The organism is Klebsiella sp. HMSC25G12 (assembly GCF_001807705.1).
GTDB classification, from domain to species: Bacteria; Pseudomonadota; Gammaproteobacteria; order Enterobacterales; family Enterobacteriaceae; genus Klebsiella; species Klebsiella variicola.
The window spans coordinates 147,050-165,417 of sequence record NZ_KV789778.1 but is presented as its reverse complement, the minus strand read 5'-3'; the positions used below and the strand labels follow the sequence as shown (position 1 = coordinate 165,417).

17 protein-coding genes and 1 pseudogene are annotated in these 18,368 nt (G+C 55.5%); 7 read left to right on the top strand and 11 right to left on the bottom strand.

Annotated elements, in window-relative coordinates:
* Positions 1 to 4: 4 nt before the first annotated feature.
* The 4 genes from acrB (at position 5) to maa (ending at position 4,978) form a co-directional block, all read left to right on the top strand.
* Positions 5 to 3,151 carry a multidrug efflux RND transporter permease subunit AcrB gene (acrB, locus tag HMPREF3096_RS00800; protein WP_032729455.1) on the top strand — a complete coding sequence of 1,049 codons (3,147 nt, stop codon included), beginning with the start codon at positions 5 to 7 and terminating at the stop codon, positions 3,149 to 3,151.
* Positions 3,152 to 3,633: 482 nt separating this feature from the next.
* The gene (tomB, locus tag HMPREF3096_RS00795) at positions 3,634 to 4,008 is read left to right on the top strand and encodes an Hha toxicity modulator TomB (RefSeq protein WP_008805436.1); all 375 of its coding nucleotides are present in this window, start codon (positions 3,634 to 3,636) and stop codon (positions 4,006 to 4,008) included.
* A 26-nt stretch (positions 4,009 to 4,034) separates the two neighbouring features.
* The gene (locus HMPREF3096_RS00790) at positions 4,035 to 4,253 is read left to right on the top strand and encodes an HHA domain-containing protein (protein ID WP_002892050.1); all 219 of its coding nucleotides are present in this window, start codon (positions 4,035 to 4,037) and stop codon (positions 4,251 to 4,253) included.
* A 158-nt stretch (positions 4,254 to 4,411) separates the two neighbouring features.
* A complete protein-coding gene (maa, locus tag HMPREF3096_RS00785) occupies positions 4,412 to 4,978 on the top strand; it encodes a maltose O-acetyltransferase (RefSeq protein ID WP_008805435.1) in 567 nt (188 codons plus the stop codon).
* Here the strand turns inward: maa and HMPREF3096_RS30710 are convergent.
* Positions 4,950 to 5,087, bottom strand: a pseudogene (locus HMPREF3096_RS30710) (hypothetical protein); the annotation flags it as partial. The gene maa and the pseudogene HMPREF3096_RS30710 overlap by 29 nt on opposite strands.
* Positions 5,088 to 5,114: 27 nt before the next feature.
* On the opposite strand from HMPREF3096_RS30710, the gene HMPREF3096_RS00780 reads away from it, so the two are divergent.
* Complete coding sequence (locus HMPREF3096_RS00780) at positions 5,115 to 5,585, top strand: YlaC family protein (RefSeq protein ID WP_008805434.1); 471 nt, start codon at positions 5,115 to 5,117, stop codon at positions 5,583 to 5,585.
* Here HMPREF3096_RS00780 and HMPREF3096_RS00775 read toward each other — a convergent pair.
* Positions 5,554 to 7,011, bottom strand: coding sequence for a MocR-like pyridoxine biosynthesis transcription factor PdxR (locus tag HMPREF3096_RS00775; RefSeq protein WP_032729454.1), 1,458 nt, complete (start codon positions 7,009 to 7,011; stop codon positions 5,554 to 5,556). The two genes, HMPREF3096_RS00780 and HMPREF3096_RS00775, sit on opposite strands and share 32 nt — an antisense overlap.
* Before the next feature lie 100 nt (positions 7,012 to 7,111).
* Between HMPREF3096_RS00775 and HMPREF3096_RS00770 the strand changes: the two genes are divergently transcribed.
* Entirely contained in the window at positions 7,112 to 7,810 is a 699-nt protein-coding gene (locus tag HMPREF3096_RS00770; RefSeq protein WP_016160391.1) for a GNAT family N-acetyltransferase, read from the top strand.
* On the opposite strand, the gene ykgO is transcribed toward HMPREF3096_RS00770, so the two are convergent.
* The 3 genes from ykgO to HMPREF3096_RS00755 form a co-directional block, all read right to left on the bottom strand.
* Positions 7,807 to 7,947, bottom strand: a complete 141-nt coding sequence (gene ykgO / locus HMPREF3096_RS00765; RefSeq protein WP_002892018.1) for a type B 50S ribosomal protein L36 — start codon at positions 7,945 to 7,947, stop codon at positions 7,807 to 7,809. The two genes, HMPREF3096_RS00770 and ykgO, sit on opposite strands and share 4 nt — an antisense overlap.
* Positions 7,947 to 8,210 (bottom strand): type B 50S ribosomal protein L31, encoded by a 264-nt coding sequence (locus HMPREF3096_RS00760; RefSeq protein ID WP_008805431.1) that lies wholly within the window; start codon positions 8,208 to 8,210, stop codon positions 7,947 to 7,949. The genes ykgO and HMPREF3096_RS00760 overlap by 1 nt, the downstream gene beginning before the upstream one ends.
* Before the next feature lie 115 nt (positions 8,211 to 8,325).
* Entirely contained in the window at positions 8,326 to 9,396 is a 1,071-nt protein-coding gene (locus HMPREF3096_RS00755) for a LacI family DNA-binding transcriptional regulator (RefSeq protein ID WP_008805430.1), read from the bottom strand.
* A gap of 270 nt (positions 9,397 to 9,666) precedes the next feature.
* On the opposite strand from HMPREF3096_RS00755, the gene HMPREF3096_RS00750 reads away from it, so the two are divergent.
* Complete coding sequence (locus HMPREF3096_RS00750) at positions 9,667 to 10,938, top strand: maltoporin (protein ID WP_008805429.1); 1,272 nt, start codon at positions 9,667 to 9,669, stop codon at positions 10,936 to 10,938.
* 136 nt (positions 10,939 to 11,074) lie between these two features.
* On the opposite strand, the gene HMPREF3096_RS00745 is transcribed toward HMPREF3096_RS00750, so the two are convergent.
* From HMPREF3096_RS00745 to HMPREF3096_RS00720, 6 genes are all read right to left on the bottom strand, one after another.
* Positions 11,075 to 11,389: a glucose PTS transporter subunit EIIB gene (locus HMPREF3096_RS00745; protein WP_012542670.1), complete on the bottom strand. Its 315-nt coding sequence runs from the start codon at positions 11,387 to 11,389 to the stop codon at positions 11,075 to 11,077.
* A gap of 64 nt (positions 11,390 to 11,453) precedes the next feature.
* Positions 11,454 to 13,511 (bottom strand): beta-galactosidase, encoded by a 2,058-nt coding sequence (locus tag HMPREF3096_RS00740; RefSeq protein ID WP_032729453.1) that lies wholly within the window; start codon positions 13,509 to 13,511, stop codon positions 11,454 to 11,456.
* A 30-nt stretch (positions 13,512 to 13,541) separates the two neighbouring features.
* Positions 13,542 to 14,744 carry a glycoside hydrolase family 53 protein gene (locus HMPREF3096_RS00735; RefSeq protein ID WP_023322150.1) on the bottom strand — a complete coding sequence of 401 codons (1,203 nt, stop codon included), beginning with the start codon at positions 14,742 to 14,744 and terminating at the stop codon, positions 13,542 to 13,544.
* Between the two features lie 4 nt (positions 14,745 to 14,748).
* Positions 14,749 to 15,600, bottom strand: a complete 852-nt coding sequence (locus HMPREF3096_RS00730; protein WP_004204761.1) for a sugar ABC transporter permease — start codon at positions 15,598 to 15,600, stop codon at positions 14,749 to 14,751.
* Between the two features lie 10 nt (positions 15,601 to 15,610).
* Positions 15,611 to 16,918, bottom strand: coding sequence for a carbohydrate ABC transporter permease (locus HMPREF3096_RS00725; protein WP_008805425.1), 1,308 nt, complete (start codon positions 16,916 to 16,918; stop codon positions 15,611 to 15,613).
* Between the two features lie 62 nt (positions 16,919 to 16,980).
* Positions 16,981 to 18,213, bottom strand: coding sequence for a maltodextrin ABC transporter substrate-binding protein (locus HMPREF3096_RS00720; protein WP_012542673.1), 1,233 nt, complete (start codon positions 18,211 to 18,213; stop codon positions 16,981 to 16,983).
* Between the last annotated feature and the right edge of the window lie 155 nt (positions 18,214 to 18,368).

The following is an 18,368-nucleotide window of genomic DNA, read 5'->3' as shown; positions in this document are numbered from 1 at the left end:
AGACATGCCTAATTTCTTTATCGATCGCCCCATATTTGCATGGGTGATCGCCATCATCATCATGCTGGCTGGGGGATTATCGATCCTCAAATTGCCGGTAGCGCAATATCCGACGATTGCGCCGCCAGCAATTTCCATTACCGCCATGTACCCCGGTGCTGACGCTGAAACTGTGCAGAACACCGTGACTCAGGTTATCGAACAGAATATGAACGGTATCGACCACCTGATGTACATGTCCTCCAATGGCGACTCCACCGGTACGGCGACCATCACCCTGACCTTCGAATCCGGTACCGATCCGGATATTGCCCAGGTTCAGGTTCAGAACAAGCTGGCGCTGGCGACGCCTCTGCTGCCGCAAGAAGTACAGCAGCAAGGGATTAGCGTTGAGAAAGCGTCCAGCAGCTTCCTGATGGTTGTCGGCGTTATTAACACCAACGGCACCATGAACCAGGACGATATTTCGGACTACGTGGCGGCCAACATGAAGGACCCGATCAGCCGTACCAGCGGTGTCGGCGACGTTCAGCTGTTCGGTTCCCAGTACGCGATGCGTATCTGGATGGATCCGAACAAACTGAACAACTTCCAGCTGACGCCGGTGGACGTGATCAGCGCCCTGAAAGCGCAGAACGCCCAGGTGGCCGCGGGTCAGTTAGGCGGTACGCCGCCGGTGAAAGGCCAGCAGCTTAACGCCTCGATCATCGCGCAAACCCGTCTGACCAATACCGAAGAGTTTGGCAACATTCTGCTGAAGGTGAACCAGGACGGTTCCCAGGTTCGTCTGCGCGATGTCGCCAAAATTGAACTGGGCGGCGAAAGCTATGACGTGGTGGCGAAGTTTAACGGCCAGCCGGCATCCGGTCTGGGTATTAAACTGGCTACCGGCGCGAACGCGCTGGATACCGCCAACGCTATCCGTGCAGAACTGGCGAAGATGGAGCCGTTTTTCCCGTCGGGCCTGAAAATCGTTTACCCATATGACACCACCCCGTTCGTGAAAATCTCTATTCACGAAGTGGTTAAAACGCTGGTGGAAGCGATCATCCTGGTGTTCCTGGTTATGTATCTGTTCCTGCAGAACTTCCGCGCCACGCTGATCCCGACCATCGCCGTACCCGTAGTCCTGTTAGGCACCTTTGCGGTACTGGCAGCGTTTGGCTTCTCGATAAACACCCTGACGATGTTCGGGATGGTGCTCGCCATCGGCCTGTTGGTGGATGACGCCATCGTGGTAGTTGAGAACGTCGAACGCGTGATGGCGGAAGAGGGTCTGCCGCCGAAAGAAGCGACGCGTAAATCGATGGGACAGATTCAGGGCGCGCTGGTCGGTATCGCCATGGTGCTGTCGGCGGTATTTATCCCGATGGCGTTCTTCGGCGGTTCAACCGGGGCCATCTATCGCCAGTTCTCCATCACCATCGTTTCTGCGATGGCGCTGTCGGTACTGGTGGCGTTGATCCTGACGCCAGCGCTGTGCGCCACGATGCTGAAGCCTATTCAGAAAGGCAGCCATGGCGCGACCACCGGTTTCTTCGGCTGGTTTAACCGCATGTTCGATAAGAGCACGCACCACTACACCGACAGCGTAGGCAACATTCTGCGCAGCACCGGTCGTTATCTGGTGCTGTATCTGATCATCGTGGTGGGCATGGCGTGGCTGTTCGTCCGTCTGCCGAGCTCGTTCCTGCCGGACGAGGACCAGGGGGTATTCCTGAGCATGGCGCAGCTGCCTGCCGGCGCCACCCAGGAGCGTACGCAGAAAGTGCTGGATGAGATGACGGACTACTATCTCACCAAAGAGAAAAACAACGTGGAATCCGTGTTTGCGGTTAACGGCTTCGGTTTCGCCGGTCGTGGCCAGAACACCGGCATCGCGTTCGTCTCGCTGAAAGACTGGAGCCAGCGTCCGGGTGAGGAAAACAAAGTTGAAGCGATCACCGGCCGGGCGATGGGCTACTTCTCGCAGATTAAAGATGCGATGGTGTTCGCCTTTAACCTGCCAGCTATCGTTGAACTGGGTACCGCGACCGGCTTTGACTTCCAGCTCATTGACCAGGGCGGTCTGGGCCACGAAAAACTGACGCAAGCGCGAAATCAGCTGTTTGGCATGGTGGCGCAGCATCCTGACGTGTTAACCGGCGTGCGTCCTAACGGTCTGGAAGATACACCGCAGTTCAAAGTCGATATCGATCAGGAAAAAGCCCAGGCGCTGGGCGTCTCCATCAGCGACATTAACACCACGCTGGGCGCAGCCTGGGGCGGGAGCTATGTCAACGACTTTATCGACCGCGGCCGCGTGAAGAAAGTGTACATCATGTCTGAAGCGAAATACCGTATGCTGCCGGAAGACATCGGCAAGTGGTATGTTCGCGGCAGCGATGGTCAGATGGTGCCGTTCTCCGCCTTCTCTACTTCGCGTTGGGAATACGGTTCGCCGCGTCTGGAACGCTACAACGGCCTGCCGTCCCTGGAAATTCTCGGCCAGGCAGCGCCAGGCAAGAGTACCGGTGAGGCGATGAGCCTGATGGAAGAGCTGGCGGGTAAACTGCCTTCCGGTATCGGCTACGACTGGACCGGGATGTCTTATCAGGAACGACTGTCCGGCAACCAGGCCCCTGCCCTGTATGCCATTTCGCTGATTGTCGTCTTCCTGTGTCTGGCAGCGCTGTATGAGAGCTGGTCAATTCCGTTCTCGGTCATGCTGGTCGTTCCGCTGGGTGTGGTCGGTGCGCTGTTAGCCGCTACCTTCCGCGGTTTAACCAACGACGTTTACTTCCAGGTGGGCCTGTTGACCACCATCGGCCTGTCGGCGAAGAACGCGATATTGATCGTTGAATTCGCCAAAGACCTGATGGAGAAAGAGGGTAAAGGGCTAATTGAGGCAACGCTTGAAGCAGTGCGTATGCGTCTGCGTCCGATCCTGATGACCTCCCTGGCGTTTATCCTCGGCGTTATGCCGCTGGTGATCAGCTCGGGTGCCGGCTCCGGCGCGCAGAACGCCGTCGGTACTGGCGTAATGGGCGGGATGGTGACCGCGACGATTCTGGCCATCTTCTTCGTGCCAGTGTTCTTCGTGGTGGTTCGTCGCCGCTTTAGCAAGAAATCGGAAGATATTGAGCACAGCCATCAGGTTGAGCATCATTAATCGTCACACTTGAACAAAGGGCCGCCTTCGCGGCCCTTTTTTTGTCCGTCGCAACAGGGCACATATTGCCATTGTTTATTTTTCACACTGCATTTAATATATATTGATATGGTCCTGGCTATTTTTTCACATTGCCTGGTACTTATGATCTTTACACACTCATTTACCAGGAATAATCCTAATACCAACGCCCGCGGCCGGCGGTTTCTGAACGCGACAGCTGCCTGCCTTAAGCCGATGATTGATAAGACTTCTCTATTTCTCGGGCTGTGCGCCAGGGCCTGCGAAATTAATTCGTCTATTTTTAAGATAATTTCTCTCTGATAATTGTAATTTTTCGTAATAGCACGATGAAATCTGTTGGAGAGTGGATTATAGTTAAATCAGCAGGATTACTCAGTTAGTGTCAGGTCGGTTAGTCGTGTTCATCCCACAACGGTGTTTGTTAGTCGTCGTTTAAACCACTCAAAAGGGGATGCGTTATGGACGAATACTCGCCAAAAAGACATGATATTGCACAGCTACGCTTTCTCTGCGAAACGCTGTATCATGACTGCCTTGCAAACCTGGAAGAGAGCAACCATGGCTGGGTCAACGACCCGACTTCGGCTGTCAATCTTCAGTTAAATGAATTGATCGAGCACATTGCCACATTCGCGCTTAATTATAAAATTAAGTACACTGAGGATAATAAACTGGTCGCTCAGGTTGACGAATATCTGGACGATACTTTTACCTTGTTCAGTAACTACGGCATTAACTCAACGGATTTGCAAAAGTGGAAAAAATCCGGTAATCGACTATTTCGTTGCTTTGTCAACGCCAGCCGGGAAAACCCGGCCAGTCTCTCGTGTTAGAATTATTACAATCAAAAGGTGGAATTATGTCTGATAAGCCATTAACTAAAACAGACTATTTGATGCGCTTACGTCGTTGCCAGACAATTGACACGCTGGAGCGCGTCATTGAAAAAAATAAATATGAACTGTCTGATAATGAACTGGCGGTATTTTACTCAGCCGCCGATCATCGTCTGGCTGAACTGACCATGAATAAGCTGTACGATAAGATCCCGACCTCAGTCTGGAAGTTTATCCGCTAATCGACGCGCACAACGTGGTCTGCTGACCGGACGATACGCGTCAGCCGCCGCAGGGTATCTTTGTGATAGTCATCACATCATTCAGCTAACAGCAACCCTGTAACCGGTTTCTTTTTTATACTGCTACGGCCATCTAAAGTCAGGTATAAGGAAGACCCATGAGTGAAGAAAAACGTAAAATGATCGCCGGTGAGCTCTATTTATCTGGCGACCCAACGCTTCGCGCCGATCGCCTGCGCGCCAGACAGTTGTTACACCGTTATAATCATTCCTCCCCGGATGCGCAGGAAGAACGTCAGCATATTCTGGCCGAGCTGTTCGGTCGCGCCGGCGATGCGTATATCGAGCCAAGCTTTCGCTGCGACTACGGCTACAATATCTTTCTCGGCAACGCGTTTTACGCCAATTTTGACTGCGTGATGCTGGACGTCTGCCCTATTCATATTGGCGATAACTGCATGCTGGCGCCGGGCGTCCATATTTATACCGCCACCCATCCGCTGGATGCCGAAGCGCGTAACAGCGGCCAGGAATATGGCAAACCAGTGACCATCGGCCACAATGTGTGGATTGGTGGGCGGGCGGTAATCAATCCCGGGGTGACCATTGGTGATAATGCGGTCATTGCGTCCGGTGCAGTCGTCACCAAAGATGTACCGGCCGGGGCCGTTGTCGGCGGCAACCCGGCGCAGATCATTAAGCGCCTTCCGCTACCAAATCCGTAACTGTTATGGTTTTCTGTAACTGATCTGTTACTTTCGCCGTGGAATATTGCAACATAAAATAGCCTTCAGGCTAAGCCTGCCACGCCTGGTCCGCCGGGCGTGCACGGCTGGCTCATTGCAGAATTCGGGGACCAAGATGACAGAAATACAACGCCTGCTAACTCATACCATTGACGAACTCAACGTTCAGGAAAAACGCGATAATCGCCCGCGTTTTAGCATCAGTTTTATCCGCAACCATCCGGGGCTGTTTGTTGCCATGTATGCCGCGTTTCTGGCGACGCTGGTGGTCATGCTGCGCTCTGAAACGCTGGTAGACTCGGTCTGGTTGCTGGTGGTGCTGTTCATCCTGTTCAACGCCTTTTTCTTCTTTGACGTCTATCCGCGCTATCGTTATGAAGATATCGATGTCCTCGACTTTCGCGTGTGCTACAACGGGGAATGGTATAACACCCGCTTTGTTCCCCGGCAGCTGATCGAGCGTATTCTTCAGTCGCCGGATGTCGATAGCGAGCAGAAGGCGCAGCTCAAAAAGATGGTCGCCACCAAAGGCGAGCTCTCCTTCTACGACGTTTTTACGCTGACCCGCGCCGGTGCTGCACAATAAGACGATTTAGCGTCCGCAGCGCCAGCGGATAGCGGGAAGCAGAAGTATTACCATATCCCAGCACCAGCCCGCTCCGCCCCCGCTGCGGGTCGAGATAGAAATGACGTAACGCGGCAGGCGCCAGTTGAAACTGACGCGCCTGCTGCGCAATCGCCTGGTCATCGAACCCTTCCATTGCGACTGTCAAATGGAGCCCCCCTTCCCCGCCAAGGACCTCGCATGGCACGGTTATCTCTTGCGCCAGTGCCTCACGCAGCTGTTGTTGGCGCTTGCGGTACAGGCGACGCATGGCCGCCAGATGGCGAGCATAGTGCCCCTTCTCAATAAACCTGGCCAGCGCCCGCTGTTCCGTGCGGTGTCCTCCACGCAGCAACGTGCCAATCACATACTGAACGGCATCCGCCAGCGCAGGCGGCATCACCATGAAGCCAATACGCAGCGCCGGAAAGAGTGTTTTGCTGAAGGTACCGAGATACACCACCGGGGCATCCGGCACCGTCCCCAGCATCGCCGGGATCGGCTCTCCGCTATGGCGAAACTCGCTGTCGTAGTCATCCTCCACAATCCACGCCCCGTGCAGGCGGGCGTACTCCACCAGCGCCAGACGTCGCGCGGCGCTCATGACGCTCCCGAGGGGATACTGATGAGAGGGAGAGGTGAAGATCAGCCGGGGCGGCTCCGCGACGCCGTTGGCAATCCCCATCCCTTCGTCATCGACCGCCATCCCGCTGACCCGCAGCCCTGCCCGCTGGAAGCTGCTCCTGGCCCCCAGGTAACCCGGCTCTTCCACCCACACGCTGTCGCCAGGATCCGTCAACAGCGAAGCGCATAAGTTCACCCCTTCCAGGGCCCCTTCGGTAATGACAATCTGCCGAATATCGCAACGGATCCCCCGGGAGAGCGCCAGATGACGAGCGATAGCCTCCCGCAGCAAGGGGTCGCCTGCCGCCTCGCCATAGCCCAGCAGTGCGCTGCCCTCGTCGCGTAAGACGTTATCCATCAGCCGCCGCCACAGCGGCAACGGGAAATAGTTCACCGCCGGCATGCCAGGGGTAAACAGCAGCGCCGGAGAGTCGCGGCGCATCGCGGCTGGCAGCCCTTGCAGCCGTTCAGGCAGTACGACGGGCGGCACCTTCACGGGCTCTTCGCGGCAGGCGGCGAGCGGTACCACCTGCGTTCCCTGACGGCTCCGCATCAGGTATCCCTCCAGCGCCAGCTGCTCCAGGGCAGCATTGACCGTATTTCGCGACAGCTGCAGCCGTCCGGCCATCACCCGCGATCCGGGCAAACGGCAGTTGGCCGCCAGAGTTCCCTGCAGGATGGCATGGCGCAATGTGTGGTAAAGGGCCCGCTGCAGGGTTTCATCCGATCGGTGCTGTATCCCCTGCGTCACCAGCGTAAAAAAACCATCGTCCGGTATGTTCATCTCATCTCCTCGTGGCCCTATAAAAACATACGCCTGTGGCACTTTTTATGGAACCAGTGAGCGCGTACGCTGCCTGAAAAACCCCGCTAAGGAAACCGCAATGCGTGAATACAATCAGTTTGGACAGGAACTCGGCGCCGCGCTGCCTGACTGGCAACCGCGTCCATGGCCAGCACGGCAGGTATTACAGGGCAGCCGCTGTCGGCTCGAACCACTGACTCTCGCGCATGCCAGCGACCTGTTTGCTGCTCACCAGCTGGCGCCAGACGCCCGCAGCTGGACGTGGCTGCTGCGTGAACCTGAGAGCAACCTTGCAGAATTCAGTGCCTGGGTGGAGCAGGTCGCCACGCTGGCAGACCCGATCCATTTTGCCGTCGTTGACCAGCGGCAAGGGAAGGCGGTTGGCTCGCTGGCATTAATGCGCATCGACGCCACCCACGGCGTGGTAGAGGTGGGACATGTGCATTTTTCACCGTTGCTGAGCCGAACGGCTATGGCCACCGAAGCGCACTGGCTGTTGATGCAGTATGTGTTTGATACGCTCGGTTATCGTCGCTATGAATGGAAATGTAATAGTCTCAATATGCCGTCGGGCCGGGCGGCAAGACGGCTGGGTTTTCAGTACGAAGGACGTTTTCGTCAGGCACTGGTGAGCAAAGGACATAACCGGGATACGGACTGGTTTTCGGTGATAGACGGCGAATGGCCGCAGCTGGATAACGCCATGCGGCAATGGCTGGCCGCCGACAATTTTACCGCCGACGGCCAGCAGCGCCGCACTCTGGAGAGTTTCCGTTAACGACGTTTTTTGCGCCCCTGCACCGCTTTAAAGCGGGGGTTGCTCTTACAGATAACGTACAGCCGCCCTTTGCGCTTGACCAGCTGACAATCCGGGTGGCGCTGTTTGGCGCTGCGTAATGAGTTAACGACCTGCATCATGCCTTCCTTTTCGCATCAATAAAGCCGCCGAAGCGCTGACGGAACCGGGCCGCGCTGCCCTCGCTGGCGAAGGTTTTTTGTTTGCCGGTGTAGTACGGATGCGATTTCGAGGAGACGTCGATCGTCACATACGGAAAAGTTTCGCCGTCGAGTTCAATCACGCGATCGGTGCGGATGGTGGAACCGACTTTAAAATACTCATTAACGCTGGTGTCGTGAAACACCACCGTGCGATAGGGGGGATGGATATGGGCTTTCATGATGACCTCGTCATTATGTTATAACATAACATTTAAATTACGCCGTTCCACGACAAAGATCAACCATTTCAAATTAAGGGTAATGGGCCTAAGGCGAGTTTCCCCGCCTTAGGTTTCAGGGCGCCAGACGGTGGGCGATGGCGCGTAGCTGTTCCGCGATGGCCTGCAGATCTTTGCCTTGCTCAGTTCTGGCGCCGCTGGAATGACGTATCACCAGGCGCGCCGGCAGGATGGATGAAGTATGTGGCGCACCGCTGGTGCTGGCGAGGATCCGCCGCACCGCTTCTTTCCCCTGCAGATCGAGGTCCAGCGACACCGTACTCAGCGCCGGATAGAAAAAGGAGCTTTCGTAGGTATCGTCATAGCCAATGACGGACTTCTCCCCCGGCACCGCCACCTGGTGCTGATGGAAAGCGCTGAGCACCCCCAGCGCCATCTGGTCATTGCCCACCAGCACGGCGCTGAAATTGGGCGTTTCGCGCAGCATCTGCAGCGCGCCGGCATAGCCGCTTTGCGCATCCCAGTTGCCGTGCAGAACGGTCACCGGCTTCAGGCCGTAGCCCTCCAGAGTCTCCAGCCAGCTTTTCAGCCGGAGTTTGGCCGAGACGGAGCTGTCCGGCCCCGCCAGCAGCGCGATCTCCCGATGCCCCATCTCATAAAGATATTTGACGCTGGCCCGGGTGCCATCTGCCGGATTAAACGAAACGTTAAACACGGAACTGTAGGGGTCGACATCGAGAAAAAGGCAGACGATATCATCGTTGTCAGCGGCGATTTTCTGCGCCTGCTCGGTCTCCAGCGGCACGTTGATAATGACTTTATCCACCCGCTGAGATTTCAGCTCATTGATGGAATCCTGGATACTTTGGTTGACGCTCTCATCGATCATCGAAATCAGGACCTGGTAACCTTCCAGATTGGCATAGCGTTTTACCGCCGCCGCCACCTGGGAAGGCGCATGCCAGGCCAGCGAAATCGTCACCAGCCCGACCGTCTGACTCTCCTTCCCCACCAGCTGCTGCGCCAGCCGGTTTGGCACATAGCGTAAGGCCTCTATCGATTTCTCCACCTTGCGGCGCGTCGCTTCGGATACATTGGCAGATTTATTGAGTACCCTGGACACGGTCTGGTAAGAGACGCCCGCATGGCGTGCGACGTCTTCCAGAGTAGCGCTTTTAGACTTCATGGTCCGGTTCCTTATGTTGTTATCCCATGATTGTAACAGGGGCCATTTGAAAAAACGCTCACCGCCACCTTTCATCGCAAAATTACACCACAAAAAGTATTACGTTCACAACACAGTTAATTGTGAATCACCTCACCCATCACAACAAAAACCAGCATGATTATTTGCACTTAGTCACACAATAATCATATCTCGTTTGCCTGAAGTTACATTTAGGCATTTTATGACATCAGTTATGTGAACGTAATACAAAACAATAAGAGGATAGAGATGAATACGACACTGCGCGCCCTTTCCGCCGCGTTAGCCGCTGCGCTAATCGCCCCTTCCGCGTTTGCGGCGACCGCCGCAATCCCGAGTATCGATTTCCATGGCTATATGCGCGCCGGGGTTGGGGTCTCCGGCGATGGTAGTGAAGCGGAATGGCAAAAGAACAAGCTGGGCCGGTTGGGTAATGAATCGGATACCTATGGTGAGCTGGAGCTGGGCTCCGAGGTCTACAAGAAAGATGACGTCAGCTTCTATCTCGACAGCATGGTCAGCATGGTCTCCGACGGCTCTAACGATAATGAAACCACGCTGAATGATGATGCACAGTTCGGTTTACGTCAGCTGAACCTGCAGATCAAAGGGCTGATCCCCGGCGATCCGAATGCGGTGATTTGGGGGGGTAAACGTTACTACCAGCGCCACGATCTGCACATCATCGATACCAAATACTGGAACATATCCGGCTCCGGGGCCGGGGTGGAAAACTACACCCTCGGCCCTGGCGCCGTCTCGCTGGCCTGGATCCGCGGCGATGCCAACGACGTTGACTATCGTGTCGATGGCGACAGCAACGTCAATATTAACTATATCGATTTACGCTATGCAGGCTGGAAGCCGTGGTCGGGTTCGTGGACCGAATTCGGCATCGACTACGCCATGCCGAACACCACCAAAAAACAGGACAGCTACGGCGGGCTGTACGATGCCGATAATGGTGTGATGCTGACCGGTGAAATCAGTCAGGATATGCTGGGCGGCTATAACAAAACCGTGCTGCAGTATGCCAACAAAGGGCTGGCGCAGAACATGGTCTCCCAGGGCGGCGGCTGGTACGATATGTGGAACTACGTGAACGACGCCACCGGCTATCGCGTGATTAACACCGGCCTGATCCCGATTACCGAAAAGTTCTCCATCAACCACGTCCTGACCTGGGGCTCGGCGGATGATATTACCGACTACACCGACAAAACGCGGATGCTGTCGCTGGTTGCCCGTGGGCAGTATCAGTTCACCGACTACGTCCGCCTGATTGGCGAAGTCGGCGGTTTCTATCAGAAAGACAGCTATAACAATGGCACCAGCTACAAACAGGCCGGTGAGAAATATACCATTGCGCTGGGCCTCGCGGACGGGCCGGACTTTATGTCACGCCCGGAATTACGCATTTTTGCTTCATACCTGAATGATTCTGAAGATGGTAAACCGTTTGAAGACCAGACGGCGAATAATACCTGGAATTTCGGCGTGCAGGTTGAGGCCTGGTGGTAATATCGCGCTGGTAAGACAAAAACGTTATTTATATCTCCAACTGTAAGGTCATTAATTACCCTCCGGTAATCATTATTGCCACTGCTGTCTTTGTCTTATTTTCGGGATAACCTGTTTTCAGGTTATCCCGTTTTATTTATTTCCTGGTAGCAAAATGCTCATCCAGCAATTGACGCAGCGCATCGGACTGCTTACCGAAAATAGCATGCACCTGCTGGCCGAGAATAATGACGCCCAGCGCGCCCTGCTGCTGTAATGCGTCAGTATCCACGGCCGCAAGGTGACGAACCGTCACCCGCAGACGAGTAATACAGGCATCCACTTGCGTAATATTCGCTTCGCCACCAAAGGCCTGAATAAGCGCCTCGATTTGCTGTTTTTCCGCCTCGCTTAACGGCTGTGCCGGACGTGCAGGAGAGAAATAGTGCAGAAAGGATTTTAAACTCACCATCATAAGCTCCAGGTTTAAGATAAAAAAAAGCCTGCTCGTCAGAGCAGGCATGGAGAAGAAGAAATTACGCGTGGCGACGAAGAATACGGCAATCCCATGCTGAGAGTGTCAGCGGGTCTGACACCGCCGCGTCGGTCAGGCAATCCCAATACCCCGGCGGCAGAGTCAGAGTATGACTTTGCGCGCTGTAGTTCTGCAGGAAGACAAACGTGCTCTCACCGTCGGTGCGCGCGGTAGCCACTACGCCAGGCGGTAAATCCGCCGCTATCGCTCGTGGCAGATCCAGCTCCCTGCTCAGGGCAGCAAAGAAATCGCGCTGGAAGGCTAAATCGTTGCGGGAGGCGACATGCCAGGCTTTACCTTTCCCGAAACCGTTCACCGTCACCGCCGGCCGTCCGGCATAGAAATCATCCCGGTAGGTGGCCAGCGTCTGAGCGCTCTCGGTATGGATTAGTTCACAGAGATGGCGCACCTGATAGGGACCCTGCAGACCGCACTGATTCCCGGCAAGCCCCTGCACAAGATTAAACTCGCCGTCATTCAGACAGTCGATCTCTTCCGCCCAGATCCCCAGCAGATTGCGCAGCGGGCCCGGGAAGCCGCCGAGATAGCAGAGATCGGACTCATTGACGATGCCGGTCCAGTAGGTGGTCACCAGGTGGCCGCCGCTGGCGACAAACGCCTCTGCCCGCGCGGCAAAGCCGTCGCGCACCATATATAACATCGGGGCAATCACTAACCGGTATGGCGTTAAATCGACATCAGCGTCAATCACATCGACGGCAATGCCCTGTTCCCAGAACGGACGGTAGTGTTCGTTGACCGTCTTCTCATACTCCATACCCAGATTGCGCGGCCCCTGGGCGTCATCAAGCGCCCAGCGGTTTTGCTGGTCGAAGATAATCGCTACTTTCGCCTCGGTGCGACAACCCCGGACCTCCGGTAGCTTGCTCAGTATCTCGCCGAGCTGGCTGACTTCACGACCAATACGGGTATCAATGTGCCCGACGTGGTCAACCACCGCGCCGTGAAATTTCTCAACCGAACCGCGGCTTTTCCGCCACTGGAAATACTGCACCGAGTCGGCGCCATGCGCCACCGCCTGCAGCGAGGAGAGAATATGCATTCCCGGCTTCTTCAGTTTGCTGGTCGGCTGCCAGTTGGTGGCGCCTGGTGTGGACTCCATCAGCACAAACGGTTTGCCGCCCTTCAGGCTGCGCATCATGTCGTGATACATCGCGGTGTAGCAGGCCAGTGCGGTTTCGTCTTTATCGCGGTGCCACATCGGATAGCTGTCCCACGAGATAAAGTCCAGCGCCTCTGCCAGTTGCCAGTAGTCGTAATCGTAGAAATACTCCATAAAGTTAGTGGTCACCGGCAGGGAGGCGTTAGCCGCCTTCAGCGGGGCAATTTCATGGCGGCAGAAATCGGTCACCTGAGCGGTGTTAAAGCGATGCCAGTCAAGATTGAGACCGTGAATTGACACCTCGCCCTGTGGCGCAGGTGATTCAATTTGCGACCAGTCGGTATAGGTATGACTCCAGAAGGTGCTCCACCAGGCCTGGTTGAGGTTCTCCAGGGTCTGGTAACGCGCCTTCAGCCAGTCGCGAAAACGGTTCTGGCAGAGATCGCAATGGCATTCACCGCCATATTCATTGGAAATATGCCAGCCCAGTACCGCCGGGTGTGAAGAATAACGCTCTGCAAGCAGGGTATTGATTTCCAGGGTTTTCTCGCGATAGACCGGTGACGACATACAGTGGTTGTGACGGCCGCCGTGCAGGGCCGGCACCCGATCGCGTCCCACCCGCAGAACCTGCGGATAGCGCTGAGACATCCACGCCGGACGCGCGCCGCTCGGCGTGGCCAGAAAAACATGAATGCCGGCGGCATACAGTTTATCGAGGATAGTATCCAGCCAGGCGAAATTAAATACCCCTTCGCGTGGCTCCAGTTTCGCCCAGCTAAATATTCCCACCGACATCACATTGCATTTTGCCTGCTGCATCATGGCAATGTCTTTATCAATAATATCGGGGGCATTATCCCATTGCTCCGGATTATAATCCGCGCCATGCAGCAGCGTACTAACCTTCGGATGTAAAGGTGCAAATTTATTCATAATAAACTTCCTGAAAAAAACGACAAAAAATTAATTAAAAACTTTTACCGACGGCAATACTTTTCCCTGGCAATCAAATAGCGCCTGATTTTCACGTGCATTGCCTTCTTTCCACTCGTCGTGGATATATTTCATCCCCGCCGGGGTGGCCCAGGTATTTCCCGGCACGGCAATCCACGTGGGCTCCCAGTAAAAAATACCTTTGCCGCGCTGGTCGGGAACATCTATGACGGCCTGCATCAGATCGTGAATATAGTGATATTGCCCCTGCACGGTGGCGGGATAACCCCCGTCCTTTTCCTCTTTCGCCTGGAAACTATTTTCCGCGTTGTCGCAGTTGGCCAGGGTATAGGCATAGGCCGCCTCGACGACGATAACGTCTTTGTTATAGCGTTTGCTGATGTCATCCATGTTAGCCTTCAGGGCGCTGATCGGGCCATTCCAGTAGGTGTACATCGACAGACCAATCACGTCATACGGTACATGGCGTTTATCAATCTCATCAAACCACCAGCGGAAGGTATCGTTCTTGGTCCCTTCGGCCAGATGCAGCATGATTTTCACTTGCTCGCCGTTACGTAGATTCTCCTTCAGGCCATCAATGGCCGCGTTCAGCAACCCGGCCAGCCGGTCGAACTCGCCGCCCCCCTGCCCCCAGCTTTTCCCTTCCGGCCACAGGATGCCGCCGTTGATCTCATTGCCGATCTGCACCATATCCGGCAGGACGCCTGCCTGCTTAAAGCGGGCGATGGTATCGCGGGTATAGTCATGAATCGCCGTTTTCAGCTGCGGATAATCCATCTTTTCCCAGGCTTTCGGCTTGAACTGCTTGCCGGGATCGGTCCAGAAATCGCTGTAATGAAAATCGAGCAGCAGCTTCATCCCCTGGGCTTTCGCCCGTTTCGCGAGGGTCAGGGTGGTGGCCAGGTCGTTATTTCCGCCGCCATAGCCCTCACCGCTCGCCGATTGCGGATCCACCCACAGACGGAGGCGAACATAGTTGACGCCGTTCTCTTTCAGAATCGCGATCGGATCCTTGCGCTGATTATTCTGGTCGTAGAACGTCGCCCCGTGCTTTTCGGCATCCAGCAGCGTGGAGATATCCGCGCCTTTGATAAAGTCCGCCGGCATGCCCTGAAACGCGCGGGTTTCAAGCGCGTCCGCGGCCAGAGAAGGGGTGGAGAAACTGCATGCCAGACAAACCGCAAGCCATGCGGGGGTGAATCTTTTCATGTGCTTATCCTTTAGTACTGCCCGAGGTCAGGCCGGAGACAAAGTATTTTTGTAACGCCAGGTAGAGGATCGCCACCGGTACGGCAATCAGCACCGCCCCCGCCGCGTAGGTGGTGTAGCTGGCACCCATTTTTTGCGCCACCAGGTTATACAGACCAATAGGCAGCGTGTATTTATCCGGGGTACGCAGGATGGTGCTGGAGAGGATGAAATCCCCCAGCGGACCGGTGAAAGAGAACAGCGCCACCACCGCGAGGATCGGCCTCGACAACGGCATGATGATCTCGATAAAGATGCGAAAGCTGCTGGCGCCGTCCATGCGAGCGGACTCATCCAGATCTTTGGGGATCGCGTCGAGATACCCCTTCATCAGCCAGGTATTCATAGGGATCATCCCCCCGACGTAGATCAGCACCAGCGCCAGATGGCTATTAATCAGGCCAAGCAGTTGCGATAGCACAAAGATCGCAATCAGCGCGGAAAACTGCGGGATCATCTGCAGCAGCAGGAACAGCATCAGCCCGTTCTGCCGCCCTTTAAAGCGGAAGCGGGAGAAGGCGTAAGCGGTAAAGCTGACGCTAATCAGGGTCAGCACCATGGTCAGGAAGCTGATTTTCATCGAGTTCCAGTACCAGGTGAGGTAATTCACATTGCCATTGAACAGATCGGCATAGTGCTGGAACGACAGGTTTTCCGGAATGATCGAGGTACTGAGCAGACTATTGCCGGCGTTCAGCGACGCCCCGACCGTCCAGACCAGCGGATAGATGATCACCACCGAGACCAGAATAACCACCAGCCAGGTGAGAGAGAGTCGGATCCACTTTTCGCGTTTAATACTGGGTGATTGAGCCATGTTGCTTCCCTTACGCCATGTCGTCATTTTTGAAGGATTTGGTGGCGCGGAACTGCCACAGCGCCAGGCCGACGACAAAGATCGACAGCAGGATCGTGATGGTCGCCGCGATGGCGTACTGCGACGAGGACATCGTCAGCTTATAGATCCACGACACCAGAATATCCGTCCCACCGGCGTTGGAGCCTGCCACCGCAGGACCGCCGTTGTTAAACAGATAAATGATGTTGAAGTTATTAAAGTTGAAAGTGTACTGAGTGATGATGATCGGCGCGATCGCGTACAGCACCAGCGGCAGAGTGATGGTGCGCAGACGGGTAAAGGCGCTGGCGCCGTCCATCGTCGCCGCTTCATACAGATCGTCCGGGATCGCCTGCAGCACGCCGGTGGTCATGGCAAAGACAAACGGGAAGCCAAGCCAGGTCTGCATCATGATCAGCGCCGTTTTAGTCCAGAACGGGTCGGTCAGCCATGCCTTCGGGCTGATACCGAAGAACGACAGGATCGCGTTGTTGATGACCCCGAATGAATCGTTGAACATACCGGCAAAGACGAGGATGGTGACAAACCCCGGCACCGCCCACGGCAAAATAAAGATGGTGCGGATCAGCGGCTTAAAGCGCAGATCTTTTTGATTCACCAGAATCGCCAGCAGCACGCCCACCGTACACTGCAGGGTGGTCGCCAGCAGCGTCCACACCACGGTCCACTGCAGCACATCCAGGAAGGTGGAGCGCCAGATAGAGAGGGTGAAAATATTGACGAAGTTTTTCAGCCCCACCCAGTCCACCAGCTTCGCCGGCGGCGTGTGGTACAGGTTGTAGTTGGTGAAGGCGATGGCGAAACCGAACAGAATGGGAAAGATCACCACAAACACCAGCAGAATAAAGCCCGGGGTGATCATCAGGTACGGGAAGCCGTCGCTCAGCAGCATCTGGTACTGCTTACGCACGCTGTTCAGGGCGATCCCCTCATCGCGTTTTTTGCCGTTCAGCCACGCATCCCGCAGCGAGAGAAAATAGATCAGCACGCCAAAGGCGACGATCAGCACACTGATAATCCCCTCCGCTAACAGGAAGATAGAGTTATCCCGCGGTACCTCTTCACCCAGGGTATATAACCCCCACAACCCCTCACGCAGGAAATCATAAAAAATCCCCAGAAAGCTGCTCAGCAGCACCAGGAAGACCAGCCCTTTCAGCCACTGGCGATGATAAAACTGACCGAAACCCGGCACGATTGCCAGCAGCAGGCCGCACCATGCATGGCGGCCGGGCCCGCGTGCGTCGCTAAAATTTTCGCTGGAATGGATGCTCACACTCGACTCCTTCTACAAACGGGAGGTCCCCCTCCCGCTCGGTGACTTCACGTGACGGTGAATTACTGATTGCTGGCCTGCATTGCTTCGATCTGCATCGTGATCTGTTTCACCGCGTTATCGAGCGCGGCCTGCGGCGCCTGCTTACCGGTGAGGCTCAGTTCAAGCGCGGCGTTGGCCGGCCCCCACACTTCCCCCATCTCCGGAATGCCCGGCATCGCCACCGCTCGCGCCGACTGGATGGCGACGGCACTGGCCTTTTGGTCGTTTTTAATCACCGGATCGTCAATCATCGCCTTCAGCGGCGGAATTTCGCCGGTGGCGACATAGCGGGCTTTCACATACTGCGGCTGGTTGATGAACTCGATAAATTGTTGCGCCAGCGCTTTGTCTTTACTCCAGGTCGATACCACATAGCCTTTGACGCCCAGGAAGGAGCTCATCGGCTTGCCGTCCGGCAGGGTCGGCAGGGGCGCCACGCCATAGTTAATGCCAGCGGCTTCATACGGCTGGAAGGCCCAGGGGCCGTTGATCACCGCCGCCGCTTTTTTCTCGGTAAACAGGGAATCGATGGCATTCAGCCCGTTATCGCCGAGGATCCCCGCTGGAAAGACCTTCTCGGCATAGAATTTTTTCAGGAAGGTGACGGCTTCGACGGCGCCGGGGGTATTGAGGCCCACTTGCTGCGGGTTAAAGCCACCGCTGTCGTTTTTAGCAAAGATATAGCCGCCCATCGGGCCAATCGCCCCCCAGCTGTAATAGATCTGGTCAAACTTGGCGAGCAGGCCGTATTTGTTCTGCTCGCGCTGGGTTTTCGAGTAGTCCAGCCAGGCCTGCAGGCTGTCCAGTGGCTTGTCGATCAGGTCCTTGTTATAGATAAGCACCAGGGTTTCCACTGCTTTCGGGATCCCGTACAGCGCGTTGTCCATGCGGAAGGCATTGATGGAGGCTGGCGTAAAGGCATCCTGTTTCGCCTGATCGACACTGAGCGGCGAGAGTAGTCCCTGAACCACGGCGCCGCCGAGCTGGTCATTCGGGATCACCAGCACGTCCGGCCCAATGCCCGCCGGGCCGTCGAGGCGCAGCTTTTCCAGCTGCTGGGCATAAGGCATCTCCTGGAGATTGACCTTCACGTTGTACTGCTTTTCAAAATCGCTAACCGCGGTTTTGATGCCGGCGGATTTTTTAATGTCTTCCCAGACGTTGAGCTGCCCGGCGGCGTGCGCCTGCAGGCTGGTGAGTTGCCCCGCCGCCAGGGTGGTAAGGATCAGTGCAGCAAGCGTGTTCTTTTTCATTATCAACCTCATGTGAAGGTATAACAATTTAATGGTTTTTATTGGGCTTATCTCTGCCAGTCAGAAAAATAAATCACTTCAAACTGCCGAGTTATATGAGAAAAAGGCTCCAGCTCTCTTTTGTTATACGCTACCCGTAGATTGCTGACAAAACT

What these genes read in the sequence shown, in the direction of transcription:
- acrB (WP_032729455.1), top strand. Translation starts at nt 5, where the DNA reads ATGCCTAATTTCTTTATCGATCGCCCCATATTTGCATGGGTGATCGCC.
- tomB (WP_008805436.1), top strand. Translation starts at nt 3,634, where the DNA reads ATGGACGAATACTCGCCAAAAAGACATGATATTGCACAGCTACGCTTT.
- HMPREF3096_RS00790 (WP_002892050.1), top strand. Translation starts at nt 4,035, where the DNA reads ATGTCTGATAAGCCATTAACTAAAACAGACTATTTGATGCGCTTACGT.
- maa (WP_008805435.1), top strand. Translation starts at nt 4,412, where the DNA reads ATGAGTGAAGAAAAACGTAAAATGATCGCCGGTGAGCTCTATTTATCT.
- HMPREF3096_RS00780 (WP_008805434.1), top strand. Translation starts at nt 5,115, where the DNA reads ATGACAGAAATACAACGCCTGCTAACTCATACCATTGACGAACTCAAC.
- HMPREF3096_RS00775 (WP_032729454.1), bottom strand. Translation starts at nt 7,011, where the DNA reads ATGAACATACCGGACGATGGTTTTTTTACGCTGGTGACGCAGGGGATA.
- HMPREF3096_RS00770 (WP_016160391.1), top strand. Translation starts at nt 7,112, where the DNA reads ATGCGTGAATACAATCAGTTTGGACAGGAACTCGGCGCCGCGCTGCCT.
- ykgO (WP_002892018.1), bottom strand. Translation starts at nt 7,947, where the DNA reads ATGCAGGTCGTTAACTCATTACGCAGCGCCAAACAGCGCCACCCGGAT.
- HMPREF3096_RS00760 (WP_008805431.1), bottom strand. Translation starts at nt 8,210, where the DNA reads ATGAAAGCCCATATCCATCCCCCCTATCGCACGGTGGTGTTTCACGAC.
- HMPREF3096_RS00755 (WP_008805430.1), bottom strand. Translation starts at nt 9,396, where the DNA reads ATGAAGTCTAAAAGCGCTACTCTGGAAGACGTCGCACGCCATGCGGGC.
- HMPREF3096_RS00750 (WP_008805429.1), top strand. Translation starts at nt 9,667, where the DNA reads ATGAATACGACACTGCGCGCCCTTTCCGCCGCGTTAGCCGCTGCGCTA.
- HMPREF3096_RS00745 (WP_012542670.1), bottom strand. Translation starts at nt 11,389, where the DNA reads ATGGTGAGTTTAAAATCCTTTCTGCACTATTTCTCTCCTGCACGTCCG.
- HMPREF3096_RS00740 (WP_032729453.1), bottom strand. Translation starts at nt 13,511, where the DNA reads ATGAATAAATTTGCACCTTTACATCCGAAGGTTAGTACGCTGCTGCAT.
- HMPREF3096_RS00735 (WP_023322150.1), bottom strand. Translation starts at nt 14,744, where the DNA reads ATGAAAAGATTCACCCCCGCATGGCTTGCGGTTTGTCTGGCATGCAGT.
- HMPREF3096_RS00730 (WP_004204761.1), bottom strand. Translation starts at nt 15,600, where the DNA reads ATGGCTCAATCACCCAGTATTAAACGCGAAAAGTGGATCCGACTCTCT.
- HMPREF3096_RS00720 (WP_012542673.1), bottom strand. Translation starts at nt 18,213, where the DNA reads ATGAAAAAGAACACGCTTGCTGCACTGATCCTTACCACCCTGGCGGCG.